The sequence below is a fragment of the Streptomyces chattanoogensis genome (assembly GCF_001294335.1).
Classification (GTDB): Bacteria; Actinomycetota; Actinomycetes; order Streptomycetales; family Streptomycetaceae; genus Streptomyces; species Streptomyces chattanoogensis.
The window spans coordinates 1-21903 of sequence record NZ_LGKG01000124.1; the positions used below are offsets into that span (position 1 = coordinate 1).

21 protein-coding genes, 1 pseudogene and 1 riboswitch are annotated in these 21903 nt (G+C 71.0%); of the genes and pseudogenes, 16 read left to right on the forward strand and 6 right to left on the reverse strand.

All coding sequences use genetic code 11. The features are described from left to right. On the forward strand, positions 1–591 hold a 591-nt coding region (locus ADL29_RS14825; RefSeq protein WP_425424242.1), incomplete at its 5' end, for a tetratricopeptide repeat protein. A 30-nt stretch (positions 592–621) separates the two neighbouring features. Here ADL29_RS14825 and ADL29_RS14830 read toward each other — a convergent pair. Next, positions 622–1374, reverse strand: coding sequence for a dienelactone hydrolase family protein (locus ADL29_RS14830; RefSeq protein WP_053924136.1), 753 nt, complete (start codon positions 1372–1374; stop codon positions 622–624). Between the two features lie 268 nt (positions 1375–1642). Between ADL29_RS14830 and ADL29_RS14835 the strand changes: the two genes are divergently transcribed. The 3 genes from ADL29_RS14835 to ADL29_RS14845 all read left to right on the forward strand — a co-directional run bounded on the left by ADL29_RS14835 (position 1643) and on the right by ADL29_RS14845 (position 3904). Beyond that, positions 1643–2287: a SurA N-terminal domain-containing protein gene (locus ADL29_RS14835; RefSeq protein ID WP_053924137.1), complete on the forward strand. Its 645-nt coding sequence runs from the start codon at positions 1643–1645 to the stop codon at positions 2285–2287. Positions 2288–2353: 66 nt separating this feature from the next. Continuing rightward, the gene (locus tag ADL29_RS14840) at positions 2354–3379 is read left to right on the forward strand and encodes a nucleoside triphosphate pyrophosphohydrolase (protein WP_053924138.1); all 1026 of its coding nucleotides are present in this window, start codon (positions 2354–2356) and stop codon (positions 3377–3379) included. A 57-nt stretch (positions 3380–3436) separates the two neighbouring features. Next, complete coding sequence (locus ADL29_RS14845) at positions 3437–3904, forward strand: nuclear transport factor 2 family protein (RefSeq protein ID WP_053924139.1); 468 nt, start codon at positions 3437–3439, stop codon at positions 3902–3904. Positions 3905–4125: 221 nt separating this feature from the next. Here ADL29_RS14845 and ADL29_RS14850 read toward each other — a convergent pair whose 3' ends face one another. Both ADL29_RS14850 and ADL29_RS14855 read right to left on the reverse strand, forming a co-directional pair. Continuing rightward, positions 4126–4482 carry a hypothetical protein gene (locus tag ADL29_RS14850; RefSeq protein WP_053924140.1) on the reverse strand — a complete coding sequence of 119 codons (357 nt, stop codon included), beginning with the start codon at positions 4480–4482 and terminating at the stop codon, positions 4126–4128. Beyond that, positions 4479–4724 carry a hypothetical protein gene (locus ADL29_RS14855; RefSeq protein ID WP_053924141.1) on the reverse strand — a complete coding sequence of 82 codons (246 nt, stop codon included), beginning with the start codon at positions 4722–4724 and terminating at the stop codon, positions 4479–4481. Before ADL29_RS14855 ends, ADL29_RS14850 begins: the two co-directional genes overlap by 4 nt. Before the next feature lie 97 nt (positions 4725–4821). Between ADL29_RS14855 and ADL29_RS14860 the strand changes: the two genes are divergently transcribed. Further along, a complete protein-coding gene (locus ADL29_RS14860; RefSeq protein ID WP_053924142.1) occupies positions 4822–5646 on the forward strand; it encodes a helix-turn-helix domain-containing protein in 825 nt (274 codons plus the stop codon). Further along, positions 5633–5857, forward strand: a complete 225-nt coding sequence (locus ADL29_RS14865; protein ID WP_053924143.1) for a DUF397 domain-containing protein — start codon at positions 5633–5635, stop codon at positions 5855–5857. Before ADL29_RS14860 ends, ADL29_RS14865 begins: the two co-directional genes overlap by 14 nt. On the opposite strand, the gene ADL29_RS14870 is transcribed toward ADL29_RS14865, so the two are convergent. Further along, on the reverse strand, positions 5800–7062 hold the full coding sequence (locus ADL29_RS14870; protein WP_053924144.1) for an MFS transporter: 1263 nt from the start codon (positions 7060–7062) through the stop codon (positions 5800–5802). The two genes, ADL29_RS14865 and ADL29_RS14870, sit on opposite strands and share 58 nt — an antisense overlap. Before the next feature lie 97 nt (positions 7063–7159). Here ADL29_RS14870 and ADL29_RS14875 point away from each other — a divergent pair, with 97 nt between their 5' ends. The 8 genes from ADL29_RS14875 (at position 7160) to ADL29_RS14910 (ending at position 15655) form a co-directional block, all read left to right on the forward strand. Further along, positions 7160–8044, forward strand: coding sequence for a LysR family transcriptional regulator (locus tag ADL29_RS14875; protein WP_046927679.1), 885 nt, complete (start codon positions 7160–7162; stop codon positions 8042–8044). Between the two features lie 46 nt (positions 8045–8090). After that, complete coding sequence (locus ADL29_RS14880) at positions 8091–9407, forward strand: cytochrome P450 family protein (RefSeq protein ID WP_053924145.1); 1317 nt, start codon at positions 8091–8093, stop codon at positions 9405–9407. Between the two features lie 265 nt (positions 9408–9672). Next, positions 9673–10707 carry a transglycosylase family protein gene (locus ADL29_RS14885; protein WP_342671162.1) on the forward strand — a complete coding sequence of 345 codons (1035 nt, stop codon included), beginning with the start codon at positions 9673–9675 and terminating at the stop codon, positions 10705–10707. A gap of 262 nt (positions 10708–10969) precedes the next feature. After that, a riboswitch (cyclic di-AMP (ydaO/yuaA leader) is annotated at positions 10970–11140 on the forward strand. 3 nt (positions 11141–11143) lie between these two features. Continuing rightward, positions 11144–11788, forward strand: coding sequence for a transglycosylase family protein (locus ADL29_RS14890; protein WP_053924147.1), 645 nt, complete (start codon positions 11144–11146; stop codon positions 11786–11788). Positions 11789–12125: 337 nt separating this feature from the next. After that, a complete protein-coding gene (eno, locus tag ADL29_RS14895) occupies positions 12126–13406 on the forward strand; it encodes a phosphopyruvate hydratase (RefSeq protein WP_053924148.1) in 1281 nt (426 codons plus the stop codon). Positions 13407–13527: 121 nt separating this feature from the next. Beyond that, positions 13528–13995: an FtsB family cell division protein gene (locus ADL29_RS14900; protein WP_053924149.1), complete on the forward strand. Its 468-nt coding sequence runs from the start codon at positions 13528–13530 to the stop codon at positions 13993–13995. Positions 13996–14138: 143 nt separating this feature from the next. Beyond that, entirely contained in the window at positions 14139–14705 is a 567-nt protein-coding gene (locus ADL29_RS14905; RefSeq protein ID WP_053924150.1) for a DUF501 domain-containing protein, read from the forward strand. Continuing rightward, complete coding sequence (locus ADL29_RS14910; RefSeq protein ID WP_053924151.1) at positions 14702–15655, forward strand: Ppx/GppA phosphatase family protein; 954 nt, start codon at positions 14702–14704, stop codon at positions 15653–15655. The genes ADL29_RS14905 and ADL29_RS14910 overlap by 4 nt, the downstream gene beginning before the upstream one ends. A 59-nt stretch (positions 15656–15714) precedes the next feature. Here the strand turns inward: ADL29_RS14910 and ADL29_RS45230 are convergent. Beyond that, positions 15715–15898: pseudogene (locus tag ADL29_RS45230) on the reverse strand (type II toxin-antitoxin system prevent-host-death family antitoxin); the annotation flags it as partial. A gap of 434 nt (positions 15899–16332) precedes the next feature. On the opposite strand from ADL29_RS45230, the gene ADL29_RS14915 reads away from it, so the two are divergent. Together ADL29_RS14915 and ADL29_RS14920 are read left to right on the forward strand one after the other, a co-directional pair. Next, on the forward strand, positions 16333–17721 hold the full coding sequence (locus ADL29_RS14915; RefSeq protein WP_053924152.1) for an NAD(P)/FAD-dependent oxidoreductase: 1389 nt from the start codon (positions 16333–16335) through the stop codon (positions 17719–17721). A gap of 232 nt (positions 17722–17953) precedes the next feature. Further along, complete coding sequence (locus ADL29_RS14920; RefSeq protein ID WP_053924153.1) at positions 17954–19273, forward strand: SAM-dependent methyltransferase; 1320 nt, start codon at positions 17954–17956, stop codon at positions 19271–19273. 75 nt (positions 19274–19348) lie between these two features. On the opposite strand, the gene ADL29_RS14925 is transcribed toward ADL29_RS14920, so the two are convergent. Then, a complete protein-coding gene (locus ADL29_RS14925) occupies positions 19349–21889 on the reverse strand; it encodes an ABC transporter permease (RefSeq protein WP_053924154.1) in 2541 nt (846 codons plus the stop codon). Positions 21890–21903: the final 14 nt, after the last annotated feature.

Sequence of the window (21903 nt, forward strand, 5' to 3'; positions counted from 1 at the left end):
CCGCCCTCCCCCTCGTCCCCCTTCTCCTCCGGCCCGGACGTCGCCGCCGCGGTCGACGAGGTCAAAAGCCTGCTCGACCAGGGCCGGATCACCCGCGCCGTGGACATCCTCGGCGGCATCCTCCCGGCCGCAGCCGCCCGCCACGGCCAGAACTCCCCCGTCGTCCGCACCCTGCGCAAGCAGTACGCCGCCACCCTCATGGACGACGGCCAGTACCGCCGTGCCCTGCCCGAACTCCGCCTGCTCGCCGAGGAGTTCGGCAAGGAAACGGGCCCGGCGGCCACCCGCCAGGCCCTCCAGTTCCACTACGAGGCCGCCCAGTGTCTGGAACAGCTCGGCGAGGTCACCCAGGCGCTCGACGAGTACCGCGCCCTCCTCCCGTACTTCGAGCGCTACCCCGACGACCCCGCCCGCCCCCTCGAAATCCGCCGCTCCATAGGCCACTTGCTGTTGGCCCAGGGCGACCGCGCCGCCGCCCAGGAATCCCTCTCCCGCCTCCTGTACGACGCCGAGCGCCTGCACGGCCCGCACCACGCCTTCCCGGCGGAGGTCCGGCGGATGCTGCACTGGCTGGGGCAGGTGCAGGGCTGAGCCGCCGGGCGAACGCCCGGAAGGGACCGGTCAGGGGGACAGGTTCCGGCCGAAGAGATCCAGCAGCCGGTCCCAGTGCCGTTCGCTTGCGGACGGGCTGAAGGCCGCGGTGTCGGACATCGTGAAGCCGTGCACCGTGTCCGGGTAGACCTCGTCGGTGTAGCGGATGCCGGCGGCGTCCAGGGACCGGTCCAGCTCGCCGAGGATCTCGGGGCGTGCGGAGTCGTCGTGCGCGGCGTGGCCGACGTGGAGCTCGGCGGTGATCCGGGGAGCGAGCCGGTGCGGGCTGTCGGGTCCGTCGGTGACCAGCGGGCCGGGGTGGAAGGCGGCGGCCGCCGCGACCTGTCCCGGGCGGGCCGCCGCCGTCCGTACGGCCAGCACGCCGCCCATGCAGTAGCCGGTGACCCCGACCGGGCCGGGCCGGACCTCGGGCCGAGCGGTGAGAAAGTCCAGGTAGGCAGCGGCATCGCGGACGGCGCGCTCCGGGGTGTGCGCGTTCACCAGCGGCATGACGCGGCCGACGAATGCCTCCCGGGCCTCGGCCGAGCTCAGATCGGGCACCTCCAGGACGGGCGCCGGGCCGTGGCGGTAGAAGACGTTGGGGACGAGGACGTAGTAGCCGTGTCCGGCCAGCCGCTCGGCCATCTCGTGGAGCACGGGCCGCAGCCCGATGGCATCCATATAGAAGAGGACGCCCGGGTGGCTGCCGCCCCCCTCGGGACAGGCGACGAAGGCGTCGGCCGTGCCGTCGGGCGTGGGTACCTCAACTGTCTTGCCGGTCATGGGGGTCGTACCTTCCTCGGTGCCGTGCCGTGGGGGCTTGCTACGGAGCCTGCTGCGAGCCCTTGCGGCGGGGAGGGGTGCACGGAAAAGCTATAGGTGATCAGGCAGGCACGAAGCCGAATAACGAGGGGACGGGCCTTCTGACCGAGCGCGCAGAAACCGACCCCGGCGTAGATCGTTGCCCGAAGGAGTGGCCTGCGTCACGGCGACTCCTTAGCATCGATCACCGAAGGTCGAGACTCCGTCGCACGATCTGCCGGGAGGCCAAGTGTTCCGCCGTAGGACAGCGCTCTCCGTATCCGCCACCGCGGCCCTGCTCGCCGCGGCCCCGCTACTGGCCGCCTGCGGCAGCGATGCGCACCCCGGCGCCGCGGCCGTGGTCGACGGGAAGCGGATCACCGTCGCGCAGCTGCAGGCCAGGGTGAAGGACGTGCGCGAGGCGCAGGGCAAGTCCCCGCAGGGCGCCCAGCTGATCATGAACACCGGCCGGCTGAGTCTGGCCACCCTCAACGGCATGATCTTCGACGAGGTGCTGGCACGCGCCGCCGAGGACGCCGGGGTGACGGTCACCCGGAACGACATCCAGAAGTGGCGGGAGACGGCCGAGGAGCGGGCGGGCAGCGCCGAGCGGCTGAAGGCGATGTGGCTCCAGCAGGGCATTGCGCCGGACGAGATCGATGCCATGGTCCGTAATCAGCTGTTGCTGGACGGGCTCGCCAAGCACCTGGGCGCCGACCGGGGCCGGCCGCAGGGTCAGCAGCAGCTTGCGCAGGCCCTGGCCAAGACGTCGCGGTCCATGGGCATCGACGTCAATCCGCGCTTCGGGAAGTGGGACGACCAGCAGGTCATCCTGGGGGAGACCAAGGAGCCGTGGATCACCACCGAGCGCGCGGCCGGGCGGCAGCGGGTCTGACCGGGCCCGCAGGGCTTCCGGCGACCGGCGCCGGTCGTTGTCGGTGGCGTGGGTTACGTTCGATGCGTGAACGCTGACGCCTCTGACGCCTCCGCCGCCGACACCGGCGCCGACGCCCGCCCCGAGGGCCCCGGCACCGGCCGCCTGGTCCTGCTCACCACCAGCCACCGGGTCGCCCCCGGCCTGCTGTCCTGGCCCGCGTGGCAGGTCCTGCGCGCGGCGGACCGGGTGCTGTGCGCCGCTCCGGACCACCCGCAGCTGCCGTATCTGAGCGAGGCCGGCATCCGGGTGGAGGTGGCGTCCCCCACCGCCCGCGAGCTGGTCGACTACTGCGTCCCCGAGGCCCGTACCGCCGTCGTCCTCACCTCCGCCGACGGCGAGAGCGCGCTGACCGACGGCCTGGCCCGGCTGGCCGGCTCCGGCCGGGAGACCATGCCGGACTTGGAGCTGCTGCCCGGTTCGTACGACCTCCCCGGCGCCCGGCTGCTCGATCTCGTCCAGGTGATGGACCAGATCCGCGCCGAGTGCCCCTGGAGCAGCATCCGTACGCATGAGGACCTCGCCAAGTACGGCCTGGAGGAGGCGTACGAGCTGGTCGAGGCGATCGAGGCGGGCGACCGGGAGGAGCTCCGGGAGGAACTGGGCGACGTGCTGCTCCAGGTCGTCTTCCACGCCCGGATCGCGCAGGACGCTCCGGAGGACCCGTTCTCGATCGACGATGTGGCGGGGACGATCGTCGAGAAGCTCGTCCATCGCCATCCGCATGTTTTCGGGGAGGAGGACGCCGAGACCCCCGAGGACGTCAAGGCGCACTGGCTGCGGACCAAGGCGGAGGAGAAGCAGCGGGAGTCGGTGACGGAGGGCGTGCCGCTGGGCCAGCCCGGTCTGGCCCTGGCGGCGAAGCTGGCGTCGCGGGTGCGGACGGCGGGGCTGGAGGTGGCGCTGCCGGCGGGGGAGGGCGTCGGTTACGAGCTGCTGGCGATGGCCGTACGGGCGGAGCGGGACGGCGTCGACCCGGAGGCGGCGTTGCGGGCTGCGGCGCGGGCCTATCGGGATGCGGTGATAGCGGCGGAGGGCGGGGCGGCCGGTTAGCTCCTTTTCGGCAGATCGGCTGACCTCAACTGCGCTTGAGGACTCAAGATCACCGGCATGGACAGCCAGACACTGCACACCGAAATCCGGGCCCTGACCGACCGCGCCGAGATCACCGACCTGTTCGACCGCTACCTACGCTCCCTCGACGACCGGAAGTTCGACCGGTCGTGGGCCGCGTCGTTCTTCACCGAGGAAGCGAGCACCGCGACACCTGCGGGGCACGTGCAGGGACGTCACGCCATTCTCGGGAACGTGCGCACCGCGATGCGTCTCTTCGACCGCACCGTGCACTTCGGGTCCAACTACGTCATCGAGGTGGACGGTGACCGCGCGACCCTGCACGGCAACCAGCTCAGCACCCATGTGCTCGCCGGTGAGGGAGACCTGTTCCTCTCCGGCGGCCGCACGGAGAACGAACTGGTGCGGACCGCGGACGGCTGGCGGCTGCACCGCACGGACCTGCGTATCACCTGGACGCAGGGCGATCCGCCGGTGCTGCCGCCCGAGCTCACCGGTGCCTGAGAACGTGGGTGGCGGCCCCGCCCGGCGGAGCAGAGTGGTGCGCCGGGCGGGACCTGTTTCCCTCACCGCGCCGAGGCGGCGCGGCATCCTTGAAGGGAGCGCCTAGGACGCTCCCCGCGGGACGGACCGGGGCGAGAGTGAGCCCGTCGGCTCGGCCGGGACACGTCCTGTCCCTCTCTTGGCCTGTCCGGTCGGGGGAGTTGAGGGGTGGGCGCCCCGGCTCATCCGAACGCCGCCGCCGGAAGCCGGGGCCCACCATCGGCATCGTCGTCGTCGATGTCGGGACGGTCGTGGTCGGGTGCGGGCAGGCGAGCGCCCCGGCTCTCCGCCACCCTGTGCACATCGGTGAGGCATTCCGTCAACTCGACGGCCAGCAGGTGGATTTCGCCGGACGTCCAGCTCCGTCCGTCGAGGATGTGGCGGGCTTCCTTGATAAGAACGGCGGCCAAGTCGAGCTGTGCCGCCTCCACGGTGTCGGCCCTACGGGAGACGTATCCGGTCCCGTCGCCCGCCAGGTAGCACGGCTTCCCGTCCGGACTGCACCAGGGCAGCAGCCGCGCGGTGTCCATGGCGCTCATCGCGTAGCTACCTCCACGCCGTGAATCCAGCGCGGCCCTGCGTCGATTCCGTGCACGGCCAGCCACAGCGTCCGGCGCCGCCCGCACTGTGCGCGGTGTCGCCCCGACGCGGGAAGCAGCCATCGCAACAGCAGTTCGATGAGCCTTTGGATAGGCTCGGTCATGTCGTCAACCTCCAGGGGGTTGGTGGCCACGCCCTCGGGCCGGTGCACGCCGGTCGCGAGGGTCTTGCGTTTCTTCACGCTGTGTGGCTGTTCCCTCACAGAGTGGGGGTTGTTCTGGCTACGCTTCCAGTAGGGCGAGCCTGACAACGCACCCATCAGCACAGGGAGTTAGCCCATGGAGATCGACCGAAGGCCACGCACCCCCAGGGAGAAGTACGGGGAGGAGCTGAAGCTCCGCCGCCTGGCCGCTGAGATGACGCAGGAAGCGTTGAGTGAGCGTGTGGTGTGCTCGCCGACGTTGATCAGCCATTGGGAGGCGGGGCGGCGGTTGCCCAAGCCGGATGATGCGCAGCGGATCGACAGGGCACTGGGTACGGATGGGTTCTTCGCGCGGTGGCTGGAGGATCTGGAGTCGAAGTACAACCACTACTTCGCGGCAGTGGCGGAACTGGAACAACAGGCAACACTGATCCAGCAGTTCGCACTGTCGCTGATTCCAGGGATGCTCCAGACTGCCGACTACGCGAGCGCCCTCTTCCGCGCCTACCGGCCGAACTACACGGCTGAGGAACTTGACGAGTTCGTCGTCTTCCGAACAAAACGCCGCCGCATCCTCGACGGACCGATGTACCCCGTCGTCTGGACGCTGCTCGACGAGGCTGCCATCCGACGCCGCGTCGGCGGCCCGCAGGTCATGGCGGAGCAGTTGCGCAGGGTCGCGGACATGGCTGAGGCGGGGCGGCTGCGCTTGCACGTCATTCCGTACGGCGCGGGGGCACATGCGCTCATGCAGAGCCTGCTCACGCTCATGAGCTTCGAGGACTCCGCCCCAGTTGCCTATGCCGAAGGTTTCCGGACCGGGAACCTGATGGATGATCCGGCTCTGGTGAGTGCCAGCCAGACGGCCTACGCTCTCGCCCTGAGCGGCGCGTTGTCGCAGGAGGAGTCACTGGCCCTGGTCAGGACGGCAGCAGAGGAACACGCACATGGTCAGCAATGAGCACACCGTCTCCGACGCGTCCACCCTCACCGGGTGGTACAAGTCCAGCTACAGCAGCGGCACCCAGGATGAATGCCTTGAAGTCGCCCGTGGCCACATCAGTGTGCCCGTGCGCGACAGCAAGCGCCCGACCGGCCCGGCGCTGGTCTTTCCTTACGAGAGCTGGTCCGCGTTCATCTCGACCGTGAAGCGCGGGGAGTTCGGCGCCTGAGACGCGCGATGCCGGTGGCACAGCTGCTCGGCGACCCATACACCTACGACCATCGCCGCCAGCCCCGCCCCGACTCCGCACACGCCGCCCCACCCCGCCGCGCCCCACACGGCCGAGGTGAGGGCCGAGCCGACCGCGCCGCCCGCGAAGTAGCTGGTCATATAGGCGGAGTTGAGGCGGTTGCGGGCCTCGGGGCGGACCGCGTAGACCACGTTCTGGTTGCTGACGTGGATGGCCTGGGAGGCCAGGTCCAGCACGATCACCCCGGCCAGCAGTGCCGCCAGTGACCACACCCCACCGGCCCCGCCCAGGGCCAGCAGCCCCCACGAACCCAGCAGCAGGAACGCCGCGACGCCGGTGACCCGGTGCACCAGCCCGCGGTCCGCCAGCCGTCCGCCCACCGACGCGGACAGCGCACCGGCCGCGCCCACGAGCCCCAGCAGCCCGATCGCCGATTCCTGCCAGCCGTACGCCGGGCCGGACATCAAGAACGCCACCGAGGTCCACAGCACGCTGAACCCTGCGAAGGCCAGGGCGCCCAGCGCGGCCCGCCACCGCAGCACCGGTTCCGACACGAAGAGCCCAAGGGTCGAGCGCAGCAGCGCGGGGTAGCCCAGCCCCGCCGTCGTACGGAGAACGGGCAGGCGGAACCGGAGCAGGACGGCCATCAGGAGCATCAGCCCGGCGTTGGCCCAGTAGACCGTGCGCCAGCCGCCCAGCTCCGCGAGCAGTCCGGCGGCCGTGCGGGCCAGCAGGATGCCCAGGAGGATGCCGGTCATGACGGTGCCGACCGTGCGGCCGCGTGCGGCGGGGGCGGCCAGGGTCGCGGCGAACGGGGCGATCACCTGGGCGGCGACCGAGGTCAGGCCGGTCAGCGCGGTGCCGAGCAGCAGCAGGGCGCCGTTCGGGGCGCCCGCCGTGAGGGTGAGGAAGACGGCGGTCAGGGCGCACAGGGTGACCGCCAGCCGGCGGCGTTCCACGAGGTCGCCCAGCGGCACGAGCAGGAGCAGGCCGAGTCCGTAGCCGGTCTGGGCGACGGTGACCACCAGGGCGGTGGTGGACGCGGACAGCTGGAGATCGCGGCCGATGAGGTCCAGCAGCGGCTGGGCGAAGTAGTTGCCGGCGACGGACAGGCCGGCGGCGATGGACATGAGGAGGAGGGTGCCGCGGCCCAACTGCCCGGAGGCGGGCTTTTCGGGTGTCATGGCCCCAGCCTGGGTGCGCCCCCATCGATGAGTCCAACGCATAGTTTTCATTGCATCGATCGTGGATTGCGATGAATGGGGCCTACCATCGTTCGGCATGGAGCTTCAGCAGATGCGGTACGTGGTCGCGGTCGCCGAGACCGGCGGCTTCACCCGGGCCGCCGAGCGCTGCCATGTCGTGCAGTCCGCGCTCAGCCATCAGATCGCCCGCCTGGAGAAGGAGCTCGGTGCGCGGCTCTTCGACCGGACGAGCCGGAGCGTGCGGCTGACCGCCGCGGGCGAGGCGTTCGTGCCGGTCGCCCGGCAGGCGCTGCAGGCGGCCGAGCGGGCCCGCGCGGAGGTGGAGGCGGCGACCGGCCAGGTGCGCGGGCGGCTCGCGGTGGGGGCGATCTCGACCGTGGCGGCCGTCGATCTCGCCCATGAGCTGGGCGCCTTCCGCGCGCGCTACCCCCAGGTGCGGATCAGCCTGCAGACGGAGATGAGCGATCAGCTCCTGGAGAAGGTGCGGGAGGGGGCGCTGGATGTGGCCTTCGTGGGGCTGGTGCCCAGTGCCCGTACCGTCGGCGTACGGGAGAAGGAGCTGGCGCGCGGGGAGCTGGTCGCCGTGGTGCCGCCGGGGCATCCGCTGGCGGGGCGGGAGTGGACCACCCTGTCGCGGCTGGCGCGCGAGCCGTTCGTCGACTTCACGGCGGGATCGGCGGCCCGCCGCCAGCGCGACGAGGCGTTCCGGGCGGCGGGGCTGGCCTCGGAGGCGGAGTTCGAGGTGACCACCGTCGAATTTCTGGCGAAGCTGGTGCGGGCGGGGCTGGGGGTCGGCATGGTTCCGGAGGCGTTCGCCTCGGAGCTGGTGGGGCTGGCCATGGTGCGCGTACGGCCGGCGCCGGAGCGTACCGAGCGGGTGGTGTGGAGCGGACTGGGCCCGTCACCGGCGGCCGCGGCATTTCTGGAGGGGCTGGGCGTGGACCTGGGGCGCTTGGGGTGAGTGCAGGGCATCGGGTGGGCCGTGGGGCAGGCGTTACGGTCGGGACGTGCACGACAAGCCAGACGCCACCCCCGACGCCACCGCCCCCGTCACCCCGGCCGCGGGCTGCCCCGCCGGCCGGCCCGAGCTGTTCACCTGGGAGTTCGCCGCCGACCCCTACCCCGCGTACGCCTGGTTGCGCGAGCATGCGCCGGTGCACCGGACCGCGCTCCCCAGCGGTGTGGAGGCCTGGCTGGTGACCCGCTACGGCGACGCGCGCCAGGCGCTCGCCGACGCCCGGCTCTCCAAGAACCCGGTGCACCACAGCGAGTCGGCACACGGCAAGGGCAAGGTCGGCATTCCGGGCGAGCGCAGCGCCAACCTGATGACGCATCTGCTCAATATCGACCCCCCGGACCACACCCGGCTCCGTCGCCTCGTCTCGAAGGCGTTCACGCCGCGCCGGGTCGCGGCCTTCGCCCCGCGCGTACAGGAGCTGACCGACCGCCTCATCGACTCCTTCTCGGCCCGGGGCGAGGCCGATCTCATCCATGAGTTCGCCTTCCCCCTCCCCATCTACGCGATCTGCGACCTGCTGGGCGTACCGCGCGAGGACCAGGACGACTTCCGCGACTGGGCGGGCATGATGATCCGGCACGGCGGCGGGCCGCGGGGCGGAGTCGCCCGTTCCGTGAAGAAGATGCGGGGGTATCTGGCCGAGCTGATCCACCGTAAACGCGAAACCCTGGGGGCCGCGCCCGGCCCGGACGAGGACCTGATCTCCGGGCTGATCCGGGCCTCCGACCACGGCGAGCACCTCACCGAGAACGAGGTCGCGGCGATGGCGTTCATCCTGCTCTTCGCCGGTTTCGAGACCACCGTCAATCTCATCGGCAACGGCATCTACCAGCTGCTCCGGCACCCCGCCCAGCGCGAGCTGCTGCAGAAGTCGATCGCGGCGGGCGACACGGACCTGCTCGCCACCGGCATCGAGGAACTGCTGCGGTACGACGGCCCCGTGGAGCTGGCCACCTGGCGGTTCGCGACCCAGGAGCTGACGCTGGGCGGGCAGCGGATCGCCGAGGGCGACCCCGTCCTGGTGGTGCTGGCCGCCGCCGACCGCGACCCCGCGCGCTTCCCCGACCCGGATGTCCTCGACCTCACCCGGCGTGACAATCAGCATCTCGGTTACGGGCACGGCATCCACTACTGCCTGGGGGCACCGCTCGCCCGGCTGGAGGGGCAGTCCGCCCTCGCGACCCTGCTGACCCGGCTTCCGGACATCCGGCTTGCCGTGGAACCTGGCGATTTGCGCTGGCGAGGCGGGCTCATCATGCGCGGACTGCGGTCGCTGCCGGTGGAGTTCACGCCGGAGCGCCTCTGACCAGCAACGACCCGCATGGTGACGGAGTGTCAGGTACGTGATCTCCGCGTGATCTCCGCTACACCGACTTGTGACTACCCGTGACCCCGGCTACCTTTCGACCCACCGAATCGGCCACAGGTTCGACGACCCGTACGGGTTCGCCGCCACCGCGCCGATCCGGCAGACAACTCCAGCACGTCTCCGCCGCTCGAAAGGCAACCGCATGCGCTCCGGGAACGGCCGACACCGTCGACCCCGTCAGGCCCCGGCCATCTTCGTCACGGTGGGAGTCACCGGCGCCGGTATGGCGCTTCCGCTGTTCGCCGCGAGCGGCGCACAGGCCGCCGACACCGGGACCTGGGACAAGGTCGCGCAGTGCGAGAGCGGCGGGATGTGGAGCGCGGCCACCGGCAACGGCTTCTACGGCGGACTCCAGCTGACCCAGGACATGTGGGAGCAGTACGGCGGCACTGCCTACGCCTCGCGCCCGGACCTCGCCAGCCGCTCCCAGCAGATAGCCGTCGCCGAGTCCATCCTCGACGACCGCGGCCCGGACGCCTGGCCCAGCTGTGCGGTGAACGCCGGGCTGACCCGGGACGGCCGCGCCCCGGAGGTCGACCCGGGCGGCACGAGCACGCCGCGGCCCGATCCGAAGGGGGACCCGGGGCACCGCGACGACTGGGGTGACGAGACGGACTCGGGTGTCTCGACGGACCCGGCCGATCCGTCCGCCGATCCGTCCGCCGACCCCTCCGGGCCGTCGTCGGACCCGTCCGATGACTCCTCCGACGACTCCTCCGGCGACCCGTCCGACCATTCGTCCGGTGACCCGTCGGCCGACCCCTCCGGCGACGCGTCCGGTGACCCGTCGGGCGACCCGTCCGGCGACGCCACGCCCACGCCGTCCCCGTCGGCCCCCGACGCGTCGGACTCCACGGATCCGTCCGACCCGGCGTCCACGCCCGCCCCCGGCACGGGCAAGCACCGCGGCGACGCCGACGAGGACAAGGACGGCAGTCACCGCGAGAGCGGCGAGGACGGCGAGGACGGCGAGGACGGGAAGGGCGACGGCGCCGACGGCCGCCCCTCCGGCCGCCACGCCTCCCGGGGCGGCGACGCACACCGCACGGAGCCCGGTACGGACCCGGGCGGCGACTACACCGTCCGCTCCGGTGACACCCTGTCAGGCATCGCCGAGGCCCACGATCTGCCCGGCGGCTGGACCGCGCTCTACGACCGCAACGAGAAGGTCATCGGGTCCGACGCGGACCTGATCCACCCAGGTCAGCGGCTCGATCTCGGGCACACGGAAGGGTAGTTACCAGCAGTTCGCCCCTTTTGGCGAAAGTGAGACAAGGGTCTCGTTCCGGGTGCGGTGTCCGGCTCGTCCGCCGGATGCCGCATCCCTTTCGCACCGCCGCCGACCTGCGGAAACAAGGGACCTCGATGATCAAAAACGGTCAACTTGGTTCAGATAGTGGGGTTTGAACATTAAGGGGCTTACTGCATACGGTCTGGACCGCTCGCCAAAGCGAGCCCTTCGATCACTCGCCGAGTCCTGCCGGTGGTCGGAGGCACTCGACGCGCAAGCGCCGAAGGCAGGAGCGGGGGACCCAAGGTAAGTGCCGGCCCCACCCGTGAAAGCGGGTCAACCGGCTTGGGGTGAAGCCGGGTGCGCCATGCGCCCCCCGGCCGGGCCACTCACAGCCCGAACCCGACAGCTCACCTCGTAGGCGTCGGTGAGGAAACGAACCATGCTGAACAAGGGCAAGCACCGCCGTCCGTCCAAGGCCGTCCGCATCGCCACCCTCGCCGGTGTCGCAGGTGCCGCCGTCGCCGTCCCGATGATGGGCGCCACCTCCGCCTCCGCCGCCTCCGTCGCCACCTGGGACAAGGTCGCCCAGTGCGAGTCCGGCGGCAACTGGTCGATCAACACCGGCAACGGCTACTACGGCGGCCTGCAGTTCTCGAACTCCAGCTGGGCCGCCGCCGGCGGCACCCAGTACGCGGCCCGCGCCGACCTGGCCACCAAGGCCCAGCAGATCGCCGCCGCCGAGAAGCTCCTCGCCATCCAGGGCCCGGGCGCCTGGTCCTGCGCCGGCGCCGGCAACCTGACCGCCGGTGGCCCGTCCCCCGACCTCGACACCTCCACCAAGGCCGAGGTCAAGAAGGCCCCCGCCCCGAAGAAGACCCAGCCCGCCGCCCCGAAGCAGGAGAAGGCCCAGCCGGCTCCGAAGAAGGCGCACGGCTCGGGCAACTACACCGTCAAGTCCGGTGACACCCTCGCCAAGATCGCCAAGGCGCACGGCACCAACTGGAAGACGGTCTACGCGAACAACAAGTCCGTCATCGGCGGCAACCCGAACCTGATCTTCCCGGGCCAGCAGCTCAGCATCTGAGCCGTCCCCCCACCGGGACTCCCGCGGGCCCCGGCGACGGGCCCGCATCCCCCGGGACAGCCCCGCCCGGCGCGCACTCCCCCCCAGCGCGCCGCGGCGGGGCTTCTCGTATGCGTGGGGAGCGCCAGGCCGTGTGCCACGGCGCCCACCGGTCGCCAACCAGCGGCTTCCCGCGGTTTTCCCGTATGGCGAACAAGCTCCCAAACGTCCCGTGAACTGCGCCTTTGGGAAGCTTTCCGGGTCTTTCCGTCCCACAGAGCGGGCCAAGGGCAAGCGGAGGTGCCTGGGGCCGTTAGGCTCGTGCTGCAGAACTCCAGACACCCATGAAGGAGACAACGTGCCGTCCATCGACGTCGTCGTAGCCCGCGAAATTCTCGACTCGCGAGGTAATCCCACGGTCGAGGTCGAGGTCGGCCTCGACGACGGCAGCACGGGCCGTGCCGCCGTGCCGTCCGGCGCCTCGACCGGCGCCTTCGAGGCCATCGAGCTCCGCGACGGTGACCCCGACCGCTACCTGGGCAAGGGCGTGGAGAAGGCCGTCCTGGCCGTCATCGAGCAGATCGGCCCGGAGCTCGTCGGCTACGACGCGACCGAGCAGCGGCTGATCGACCAGGCGATGTTCGACCTGGACGCCACCGACAACAAGGGCTCGCTCGGCGCCAACGCCATCCTCGGCGTCTCCCTCGCCGTCGCGCACGCCGCCTCCGAGGCCAGCGACCTGCCGCTGTTCCGCTACCTCGGCGGCCCGAACGCGCACGTCCTGCCCGTCCCGATGATGAACATCCTCAACGGTGGGTCGCACGCCGACTCCAACGTGGACATCCAGGAGTTCATGATCGCCCCGATCGGCGCGGAGTCCTTCTCCGAGGCGCTGCGCTGGGGCGCCGAGGTCTACCACACCCTCAAGAAGGTCCTGAAGGCCAAGGGCCTGGCCACCGGCCTCGGCGACGAGGGCGGCTTCGCCCCGAACCTGGGCTCCAACCGCGAGGCCCTCGACCTCATCCTCGAGGCCATCAAGGAGGCCGGTTACGCCCCCGGCCAGGACATCGCGCTGGCGCTGGACGTCGCCGCCTCCGAGTTCTACAAGGACGGCACCTACCAGTTCGAGGGCAAGAGCCGCTCGGCCGCCGAGATGACCGAGTACTACGCGGAGCTGGTCGAGGCCTACCCGCTGGTCTCCATCGAGGACCCGCTGTTCGAGGACGACTGGGCCGGCTGGAACGTCATCACCGAGAAGCTCGGCACCAAGGTGCAGCTCGTCGGCGACGACCTCTTCGTCACCAACCCCGAGCGCCTCGCCCGCGGCATCGAGGAGAACTCCGCCAACGCCCTGCTGGTCAAGGTCAACCAGATCGGCTCGCTGACCGAGACCCTGGACGCCGTCGAGCTCGCCCAGCGCAACGGCTTCAAGTGCATGATGTCGCACCGCTCCGGTGAGACCGAGGACGTCACCATCGCCGACCTCGCCGTCGCCACCAACTGCGGCCAGATCAAGACCGGCGCCCCGGCCCGCTCCGAGCGCGTCGCCAAGTACAACCAGCTGCTGCGCATCGAGGAGATCCTCGACGACGCGGCGGTGTACGCAGGCCGCTCGGCCTTCCCCCGTTTCAAGGGCTGAGCCCGGCCGCTGCCGCATTCCTGCGTCCCCGGCAACGGTCCCGTACCGTTGCCGGGGACGTACGTGGTTTCAGACGCCGGAGCCGGAGGGTTCCGGACGTCAGAACGGAAGGGGAGGCGACGTGCCCGCGGACCGGTTCTCGACCGCGACCCGGCTCAAGGCGCTCGGCACCGCGCTTGTCGAGTCCGGGGCAGCCGCCCGCGTCTACCGCGCCCGCCCGCCCCGACGCAACCGCCTCACCGGCCGCGCCGCGCTGCTGGCCCTGGTGATGTGCTCGCTGGTCGTCGCGCTCGCGTACCCGATAAGGCAGTACATCTCCCAGCGCTCGGACATCGCCGAACAGCGCCGCAAGGCCGACAACGCCGCCAGGACGCTGGACGGCCTGCGCGACCAGAAGGCCCGCTGGCAGGACCCGGCCTACGTCGAGCAGCAGGCCCGCCGCCATCTGCACTTCGTCAAACCGGGCGAGACCGGCTACATCGTCCAGGACGGCTCCGGCACCGCCACGGCAAAGCGGCCGCCCAAGCCGGCCCAGCGCCCCTGGTACGACAACCTGTGGGCCGGCGTCGACGCGGCGGACAAGCCGTAGGCGATACGGTCACCACGCCGTATCCGGTACGGCCCGGGGGCCGCAGCCCGTACTGTCATAAGAGGGGCAGCCGGGCCCCGTGACCCGCGCCGCCCACCCACCGACCCACCCGCCCGCTTCCCCGTCTCCCATCGAAAGCGCACATGGACACCGCCCCGCCCCAGACCGAGCCCACCGAGCCCACCGCCGCGGACATCGCCGCCTTCAAGGAGCAGCTGGGCCGCCCGCCGCGCGGTCTGCGCACCATCGCGCACCGCTGCCCCTGCGGCCAGCCGGACGTCGTCGAGACGGCACCGCGCCTGGAGGACGGCACGCCCTTCCCCACGCTCTACTACCTCACCTGCCCGCGCGCGGCCTCCGCGATCGGCACGCTGGAGGCCAACGGCGTGATGAAGGAGATGTCCGGGCGGCTGAAGACCGACCCGGAGCTGGCCGCCGCCTACCGCGCGGCCCATGAGGACTACATCCGGCGCCGGGACGCCATCGAGGTGCTGCAGGGCTTCCCCAGCGCGGGCGGTATGCCCGACCGGGTCAAGTGCCTGCATGTCCTCGTCGGCCACTCGCTCGCGGCCGGCCCCGGCGTCAACCCGCTGGGCGACGAGGCCATCGCCATGCTCCCGGAGTGGTGGAAGAAGGGCCCGTGCGTGAGCCCCTGCCAGGATCAGGATGCCTGCGAAGCCCCCGACGGACCTGAAGGAGACGCCAAGTGAAGCGGGTCGCCGCCATCGACTGCGGTACGAACTCCATCCGGCTGCTGGTAGCGGACCTGGACCCGGCGACGGGTGAGCTGAAGGACCTGGACCGCCGGATGCAGATCGTCCGGCTCGGCCAGGGCGTGGACCGGACCGGCCGCCTGGCCCCCGAGGCCCTGGAACGCACCTTCGCCGCCTGCCGCGAGTACGCCGCGGTGATCAAGGAGCTGGGCGCCGGCCCCCTCCGTTTCGTGGCCACCTCTGCCTCCCGCGACGCCGAGAACCGCGACGACTTCGTCCGCGGCGTGGTCGACATCCTGGGCGTCGAGCCCGAGGTCATCACCGGTGACCAGGAGGCCGAGTTCTCCTTCAACGGCGCCACGAAGGAACTGGCCGGCCGCGCCGACGTCCAGCCGCCCTATCTGGTCGTGGACATCGGCGGCGGCTCCACCGAGTTCGTCCTGGGCGACGGCTCCGTACGGGCCGCCCGCTCGGTCGACATCGGCTGCGTGCGGATGACCGAACGCCATCTCCTCCACGACGGCGAGATCACCGACCCGCCCACCCCGGCCCAGATCACCGCGATCAAGGCCGATATCGCCGCCGCCCTGGACCACGCCGAGGAGACCGTCCCCCTCACCCAGGCGCACACCCTCGTCGGCCTGGCCGGCTCCGTCACCACCGTTGCCGCCATCGCCCTCGGTCTGGACCACTACGACTGGGAGGCGATCCACCACGCCCGGATCCCCCTCGCCAAGGTCCGCGAGATCACCGACCACCTGCTCACCTCCACCCATGCCGAGCGTGCGGCGATCCCCGTCATGCACCCGGGCCGGGTCGATGTGATCGCCGCGGGCGCGCTCGTCCTGCTGTCGATCATGGAACGGGTGGGCGCCGAGGAGGTCGTGGTCAGCGAGCACGACATCCTGGACGGCATCGCCTGGCACGCGGCACTCGACGACGAGTGACGCTCCAGGCGTGAAGCGCCGGGGCCTTCGGGCTCCGGCGGCGTGGTCGCCGCGCGCGGTCAGCGCGGCCGGGACCCGCAGGGCGGCAGGCCGCTCGACCACGTCACGGTCGGGCCGCCCTCAGCCAGGACCGCCTCCGCCTCCCGGGCAAGCACCACATCGGCAGCCTCTTCCAGCGCGTCGAAAGTCCGCGATCGGCACCACGGCCGCCACCGGCACGCCATTGCGGGTGATCACCGGCGGCCCGGGAGCGCAACCCCCTCTCACTCCGCGGCTTTTGAGCGGGCTGAACGCCGCCTGAGCGTCTTTCAGGGCCTTTGGGCGGGGGTGCCGGGCGGGTCCGAAAAAAAGGTTCGTGAAATCCTTCACATGAAAAAGCCGCCTGATGGCTGAAGATTCTGGCCCCGAAGCCCTCATTCGAAGGTCCTAGGACCCCTCGACCCGGGGGATGCGCGGTTTCGGTCGTGTTGCGGGCGCGCTTCTGCGGGGTGCGGTTCGCCCGGCCCGGGGCCCGCAATCCCTGATCAGCGGGGTGCTCAACGCTTCGCCGTACACGGTGGTTCCCCCTCGGCGCTATGGCGTCGGTCACGAAGCCGGCGGAGTGTAGCAGATGCCCCCCGAGTGCTTGTGAAGGGGCTCACGAGCGACCCCCCATGTGGGGGTGGATACTCGATTGCATGAGCACCACGGAGCGTCCCAGGATCCTCGTAGTAGGCGGTGGGTACGTAGGCCTGTACGCAGCTCGGCGCATCCTCAAGAAGATGCGCTACGGCGAGGCGACCGTCACGGTCGTCGACCCGCGGTCGTACATGACCTATCAGCCCTTCCTGCCCGAAGCCGCCGCCGGCAGCATCTCCCCCCGGCATGTCGTCGTCCCGCTGCGACGCGTGCTCCCGAAGGCGGAGGTCCTCACCGGCCGGGTCACCACCATCGATCAGGACCGCAAGGTCGCCACGATCGCCCCGCTGGTCGGCGAGGCGTACGAGCTGCCCTTCGACTACCTGGTCATCGCGATGGGTGCGGTCTCCCGTACCTTCCCGATTCCCGGTCTGGCCGAGAACGGCATCGGCATGAAGGGCGTGGAAGAGGCCATCGGCCTGCGCAACCACGTCCTGGAGCAGCTGGACAAGGCCGACTCGACGACCGATGAGGAGGTCCGCCGCAAGGCGCTGACCTTCGTCTTCATCGGCGGTGGCTTCGCGGGTGCGGAGTCCATCGGCGAGGTCGAGGACATGGCCCGCGATGCCGCCAAGTACTACAAGAACGTCAAGCGCGAAGACATGCGCTTCCTGCTGGTCGACGTCGCCGACAAGATCCTCCCCGAGGTGGGCCCCAAGCTCGGTGCCTACGGCAAGGAGCACCTCGAGGGCCGCGGTGTCGAGGTCTACCTCAAGACCGGCATGGACTCCTGCGTCGACGGCCACGTCGTGCTGAACAACGGGCTCGAGGTCGACTCCAACACCATCGTGTGGACCGCGGGCGTCAAGCCCAACCCGGCGCTGGCCCGCTTCGGTCTGCCGCTGGGCCCGCGCGGCCACGTCGACACCCAGGCGACCCTCCAGGTGCAGGGCACCGACTACATCTGGGCCGCGGGCGACAACGCCCAGGTTCCGGACATGGTCGGCCGCCGGGCCGGCAACGAGAACGCCTGGTGCCCGCCGAACGCGCAGCACGCGCTGCGGCAGGCCAAGGTCCTCGGCGACAACGTGGTCTCCGGTATGCGGGGCTTCCCGCAGAAGGAGTACAGCCACGCCAACAAGGGTGCGGTCGCCGGTCTGGGCCTGCACAAGGGCGTCGCGATGATCGTCATGGGCAAGATGAAGATCAAGCTCAAGGGCCGTCTCGCCTGGTACATGCACCGCGCGTACCACGGCATGGCGATGCCGACGTTCAACCGCAAGATCCGGGTCTTCGCCGACTGGACGCTGGCGATGTTCCTCAAGCGTGAGGTCGTGTCGCTCGGCGCCATGGAGAACCCCCGCGAGGAGTTCTACGAGGCGGCCAAGCCGGCCCCCGCCCCGGCGGCGGCCGGATCCGGCGACAAGCCGAAGGCCAAGGCCTCCTAGCACCTCGGTCGGTACTCCGACCAGCCCGAAGGGCGTCCGCCATCCGTGGGGCGGGCGCCCTTTGGCGTGTCCGCAGGCGTGTCCGCACTGGCGGAAAGCAGGCGGTTTGCGGTTCTCTTACGTGCGAACGGGACTAACTGGGCGCCCACTTGGCGTTTACGTGGCGGGTGAAACTTCTTCGCCCGGCCGGCCGAACGGCCGACCGCCCGACTCGTCGACACGGAGGTGCGACATGGCCGACGCCGCTGCACGGCTCACCAAGCTCGCCGAGGAGGTGCTGGGGGCCGGTCTCCCGGTCCGTATCCGCGCCTGGGACCGCAGCGAGTCCGGCCCGCCGGGGGCACCCACGCTCGTCATCCGCAACCGCCGTGCGCTGCGCCGTCTGCTGTTCAAACCGGGGGAGCTGGGTCTGGCCCGCGCCTGGGTGGCGGGGGACATCGACATCGACGGCGATCTCTACGAGGCGCTGGACCTGCTGGCCGGCCTGATCTGGGAGCGGCCCGCCGCCCCCGGCAGACCGCAGCCGGCCGCTGTCCTGCGTTCCCTGGCCCGCCCGGAGATCCGGGCCGCGGCCAAGGAGCTGCTGTTCCTGGCCGGCGCTCCCGTCCCGCCCGCGCCGCCCGCCGAGGAGGCCAGGAAGCGGCGCGGTCCGCTGCACACCCTGCTGCGCGACAAGGACGCCATCAGCCACCACTACGACGTGGGCAACGACTTCTACGAGCTGGTGCTGGGCCCCTCGATGGTCTACTCGTGCGCGTACTGGGGGACCGACGAGGGCGGGGCCGCCACCCTGGAGGACGCCCAGCGCGACAAGCTCGACCTGATCTGCCGCAAGCTCGGCCTGGAGGAGGGCCGGCGGCTGCTGGACGTGGGCTGCGGCTGGGGCTCGATGGTGCTGCACGCCGCCCGCGAGTACGGCGTGCGGGCGGTCGGCATCACCCTCTCCGAGGAGCAGGCCGCCTACGCCCGTAAGCGGATCGCCGACGCCGGACTGGCCGACCGGGTCGAGATCCGGGTGCAGGACTACCGCGAGATCAAGGACGAGCCGTTCGACGCGATCTCGTCGATCGGCATGGCGGAGCATGTCGGCCAGGCCCAGTACGCGGAGTACGCGAGCGCCCTGTACGCCCTGCTGCGGCCCGGCGGGCGGCTGCTGAACCACCAGATCGCGCGGCGGCCGCTGCCCGACGAGGAGGCCTACCGCGTCGATGAGTTCATCGACCGGTACGTCTTCCCGGACGGTGAGCTGGCGCCCGTCGGGCGGACCACCGGCGCCCTGGAGGACGCGGGTTTCGAGGTGCGGGACGTGGAGGTGATCCGCGAGCACTATGCGCTGACGCTGCGCCGGTGGGTCGCCAATCTGGAGAAGCACTGGGACCGGGCGGTGCGGCTCACCTCACCGGGGCGGGCGCGGGTCTGGCGGCTGTACATGGCCGCGTCGGCGCTGTCGTTCGAACGGAACCGCATAGGGGTCAACCAGGTGCTGGCCGTACGGACACCGGATTCCGGTGCTTCCGGAATGCCGCTGCGGGCGCGGGCCTGGCAGGGCTGAGGCGCGCCGTACGCATACGGGCCCGGGGACCATGAGCGGTCCCCGGGCCCTGGACGGGTGCGGCCGTGGCGCCGGCTACTCCGACTTGATCGCCGCCAGCATGTTCAGCTTCGCCGCCCGCCGCGCCGGCCACAGCGCGGCCAGGACGCCGACCACCGCGGCCAGGCCGAGGAAGAGGCCCAACCGGCCCCAGGGCAGGACCAGTTCGTACGTCGGCAGGGAGCCGCCGATCAGCTCGCCGGCCGCCCAGCCGAAGAACACGCCCAGGCCGACACCGAGCACCCCGCCGAACAGGGAGATCACCAGCGACTCCAGGCGCACCATGCGCTTGATGCCGCGGCGGTCCAGCCCGATGGCGCGCAGCATGCCGATCTCCTGCTGCCGCTCGAAGACCGACATCGCCAGGGTGTTGATCACGCCGAGCACGGCGACGATCACGGCCATGGCCAGCAGGCCGTAGAGCATGTTCAGCATCAGGCTGAACATCTGGGCTATGCCGTCGGAGACGTCCTTCTTGTCGGAGACCGAGATCGCCGGGTTCTTGCCGAGCGCCTTGACCAGCGAGTCCTTGGCGGCGTCGGTGGCGCCGCCCTTCGTCTTGACCATCACCTGCATATCGGTGATCTGGCGCTGGTGCGGGGCGAGAGTGCCGTTGTCCAGGATGATGCCGTGGATCATCTCGTTGCCCTGGTAGACGCCCGAGACGGTCAGCGTGCCCTTCTTGCCGTCCGCGTACGTCACCGGGACGTGTGCGCCGGCGCTCCAGCCGTGCCGCTTGGCGGTGGCGTCGTCCACCACCGCACGGCCGCCGCGCAGATCGCCGAGCGAGCCCTGGGTGAAGTCGAGCCGGGTGAGCTTGCCGAAGTCCTTGCCGTTGACGCCGGTCAGGTACTCGGGGGTGGCGTCCGGGCCGGTGCCGATCCGGGACGGGGAGTTGCGCAGCGGGCTGACGGCGGTGACCTCGTCCAGGCCGCTCAGCTTCTTCGCCACGTCGGGGGAGAGGGGCGACCGGCTGGCCATGGAGACGACATAGTCGGCCTTGAGCGCGTCGGTGGCCATCTTGTCGATGCCCTTCTGCACGCTGCCCGCGATCACCGTCATGCCCGTGATCAGGGTGAGCCCGACCATCAGGGCGGAGGCGGTGGCGGCCGTACGGCGGGGATTGCGGACGGCGTTCTGCCGGGCGAGCTTGCCGGAGATGCCGAACGCGCGCAGTACGGGCGCGGCCAGTGCGATCAGCGGGCGGGACAGCAGCGGCGTCAGGATGAACACGCCGATCAGCAGCACCGCGGCGCCGCCGGACATCAGGGCCTCGGCGTCGTTCATGCCGGTGGCGACCACCACGGCGGCCGTACCGGCGCCCGCGACCAGCGCACCGATGGTGTTGCGGACCACCAGCGACTTGGTGGTGGCGGTGGCATGCACGCTGTTCATCGCGGCGACCGGCGGGATCTTCGCGGCGCGGCGGCCGGGCAGCCAGGCGGCCAGCACGGTGACGACGATGCCGACGGCCAGTGAGACCGCGATCGTGGACGGGGCGATCACCAGGGGGCCGTCGGGGACGGTCGCGCCGATGGTGCCCATCAGCGCCCGCAGTCCGGCGCCGATGCCGATACCGGCCGCCAGGCCCGTGACCGCGGCGACCGCGCCCACCAGGAACGCCTCGCTCAGCACCGACCGGGTCACCTGACGGCGGCTCGCGCCGACCGCGCGCAGCAGCGCCAGCTCCTTGGTGCGCTGGGCGACCAGCATGGTGAAGGTGTTGGTGATGATGAAGATGCCGACGAAGAGCGCGATCCCGGCGAACGCCAGCAGGCCGGTCTTCATCCCGTCCATGCTCTCGGCGATGGCCTTTGCCTGCTCGTCGGCGAGCTCCTTGCCGGTGGTGGCCGCTGCGCCGTCCTTGGGCAGCACCTTGTCGACGGCGGCCTTCAGGGCGCTCTGGGACGCGCCCGGCGCGGCCTTGACGTCGATCTCGCTGAATGCGCCGGGGGTGGCGAACAGCTTCTGCGCGGTCGCGGTGTCGAACAGCGCGAGGCTGCCGCCGGCCGCGACCGTACCGTCGTCGGTCGTGAAGACGCCGGTCAGCTTCTGCTCGCGCACCGGTCCGTCGACCGATATCCGTACGGTGTCGCCGGCCTTGTAGCCGGCCTTGTCGGCGGTGTGCGCATCCAGCGCGAACTCCTGCGGGCCCTTGGGGGCAACACCGTCGCGCAGCGGATAGCGGGCGTCCTTGCCGTCGCTGCCGGGGAAGTAGTTGGCGCCGCGGGTCGAGAAGCCGTTGCCGATCAGCTTGCCGTTCTTGTCGGCGATGGCGGTGAAGCCGGAGACGGTGCCGGTGGCGGAGGCGGCTCCGGGGACGCGGGCGGCCGCGTCCAGCAGCTTCTGGTCGAGCATGGTGGCCGCGCCCGGCGCGCCGCTGTCCGAGGACTTCGGCTGGATGGCGACGTCGACGTTGTCGAAGCCCTTTTGGGAGCTGCGCTGGAAGGCGTCGGAGATGGTCGAGGTGAAGACCAGGGTGCCGGAGACGAAGGCCACGCCGAGCATCACGGCGAGGACGGTCATCAGCAGCCGGGCCTTGTGCGCGAGCACATTGCGCAAGGCGGTGCGGAACATGGGTGGGTCAGTCC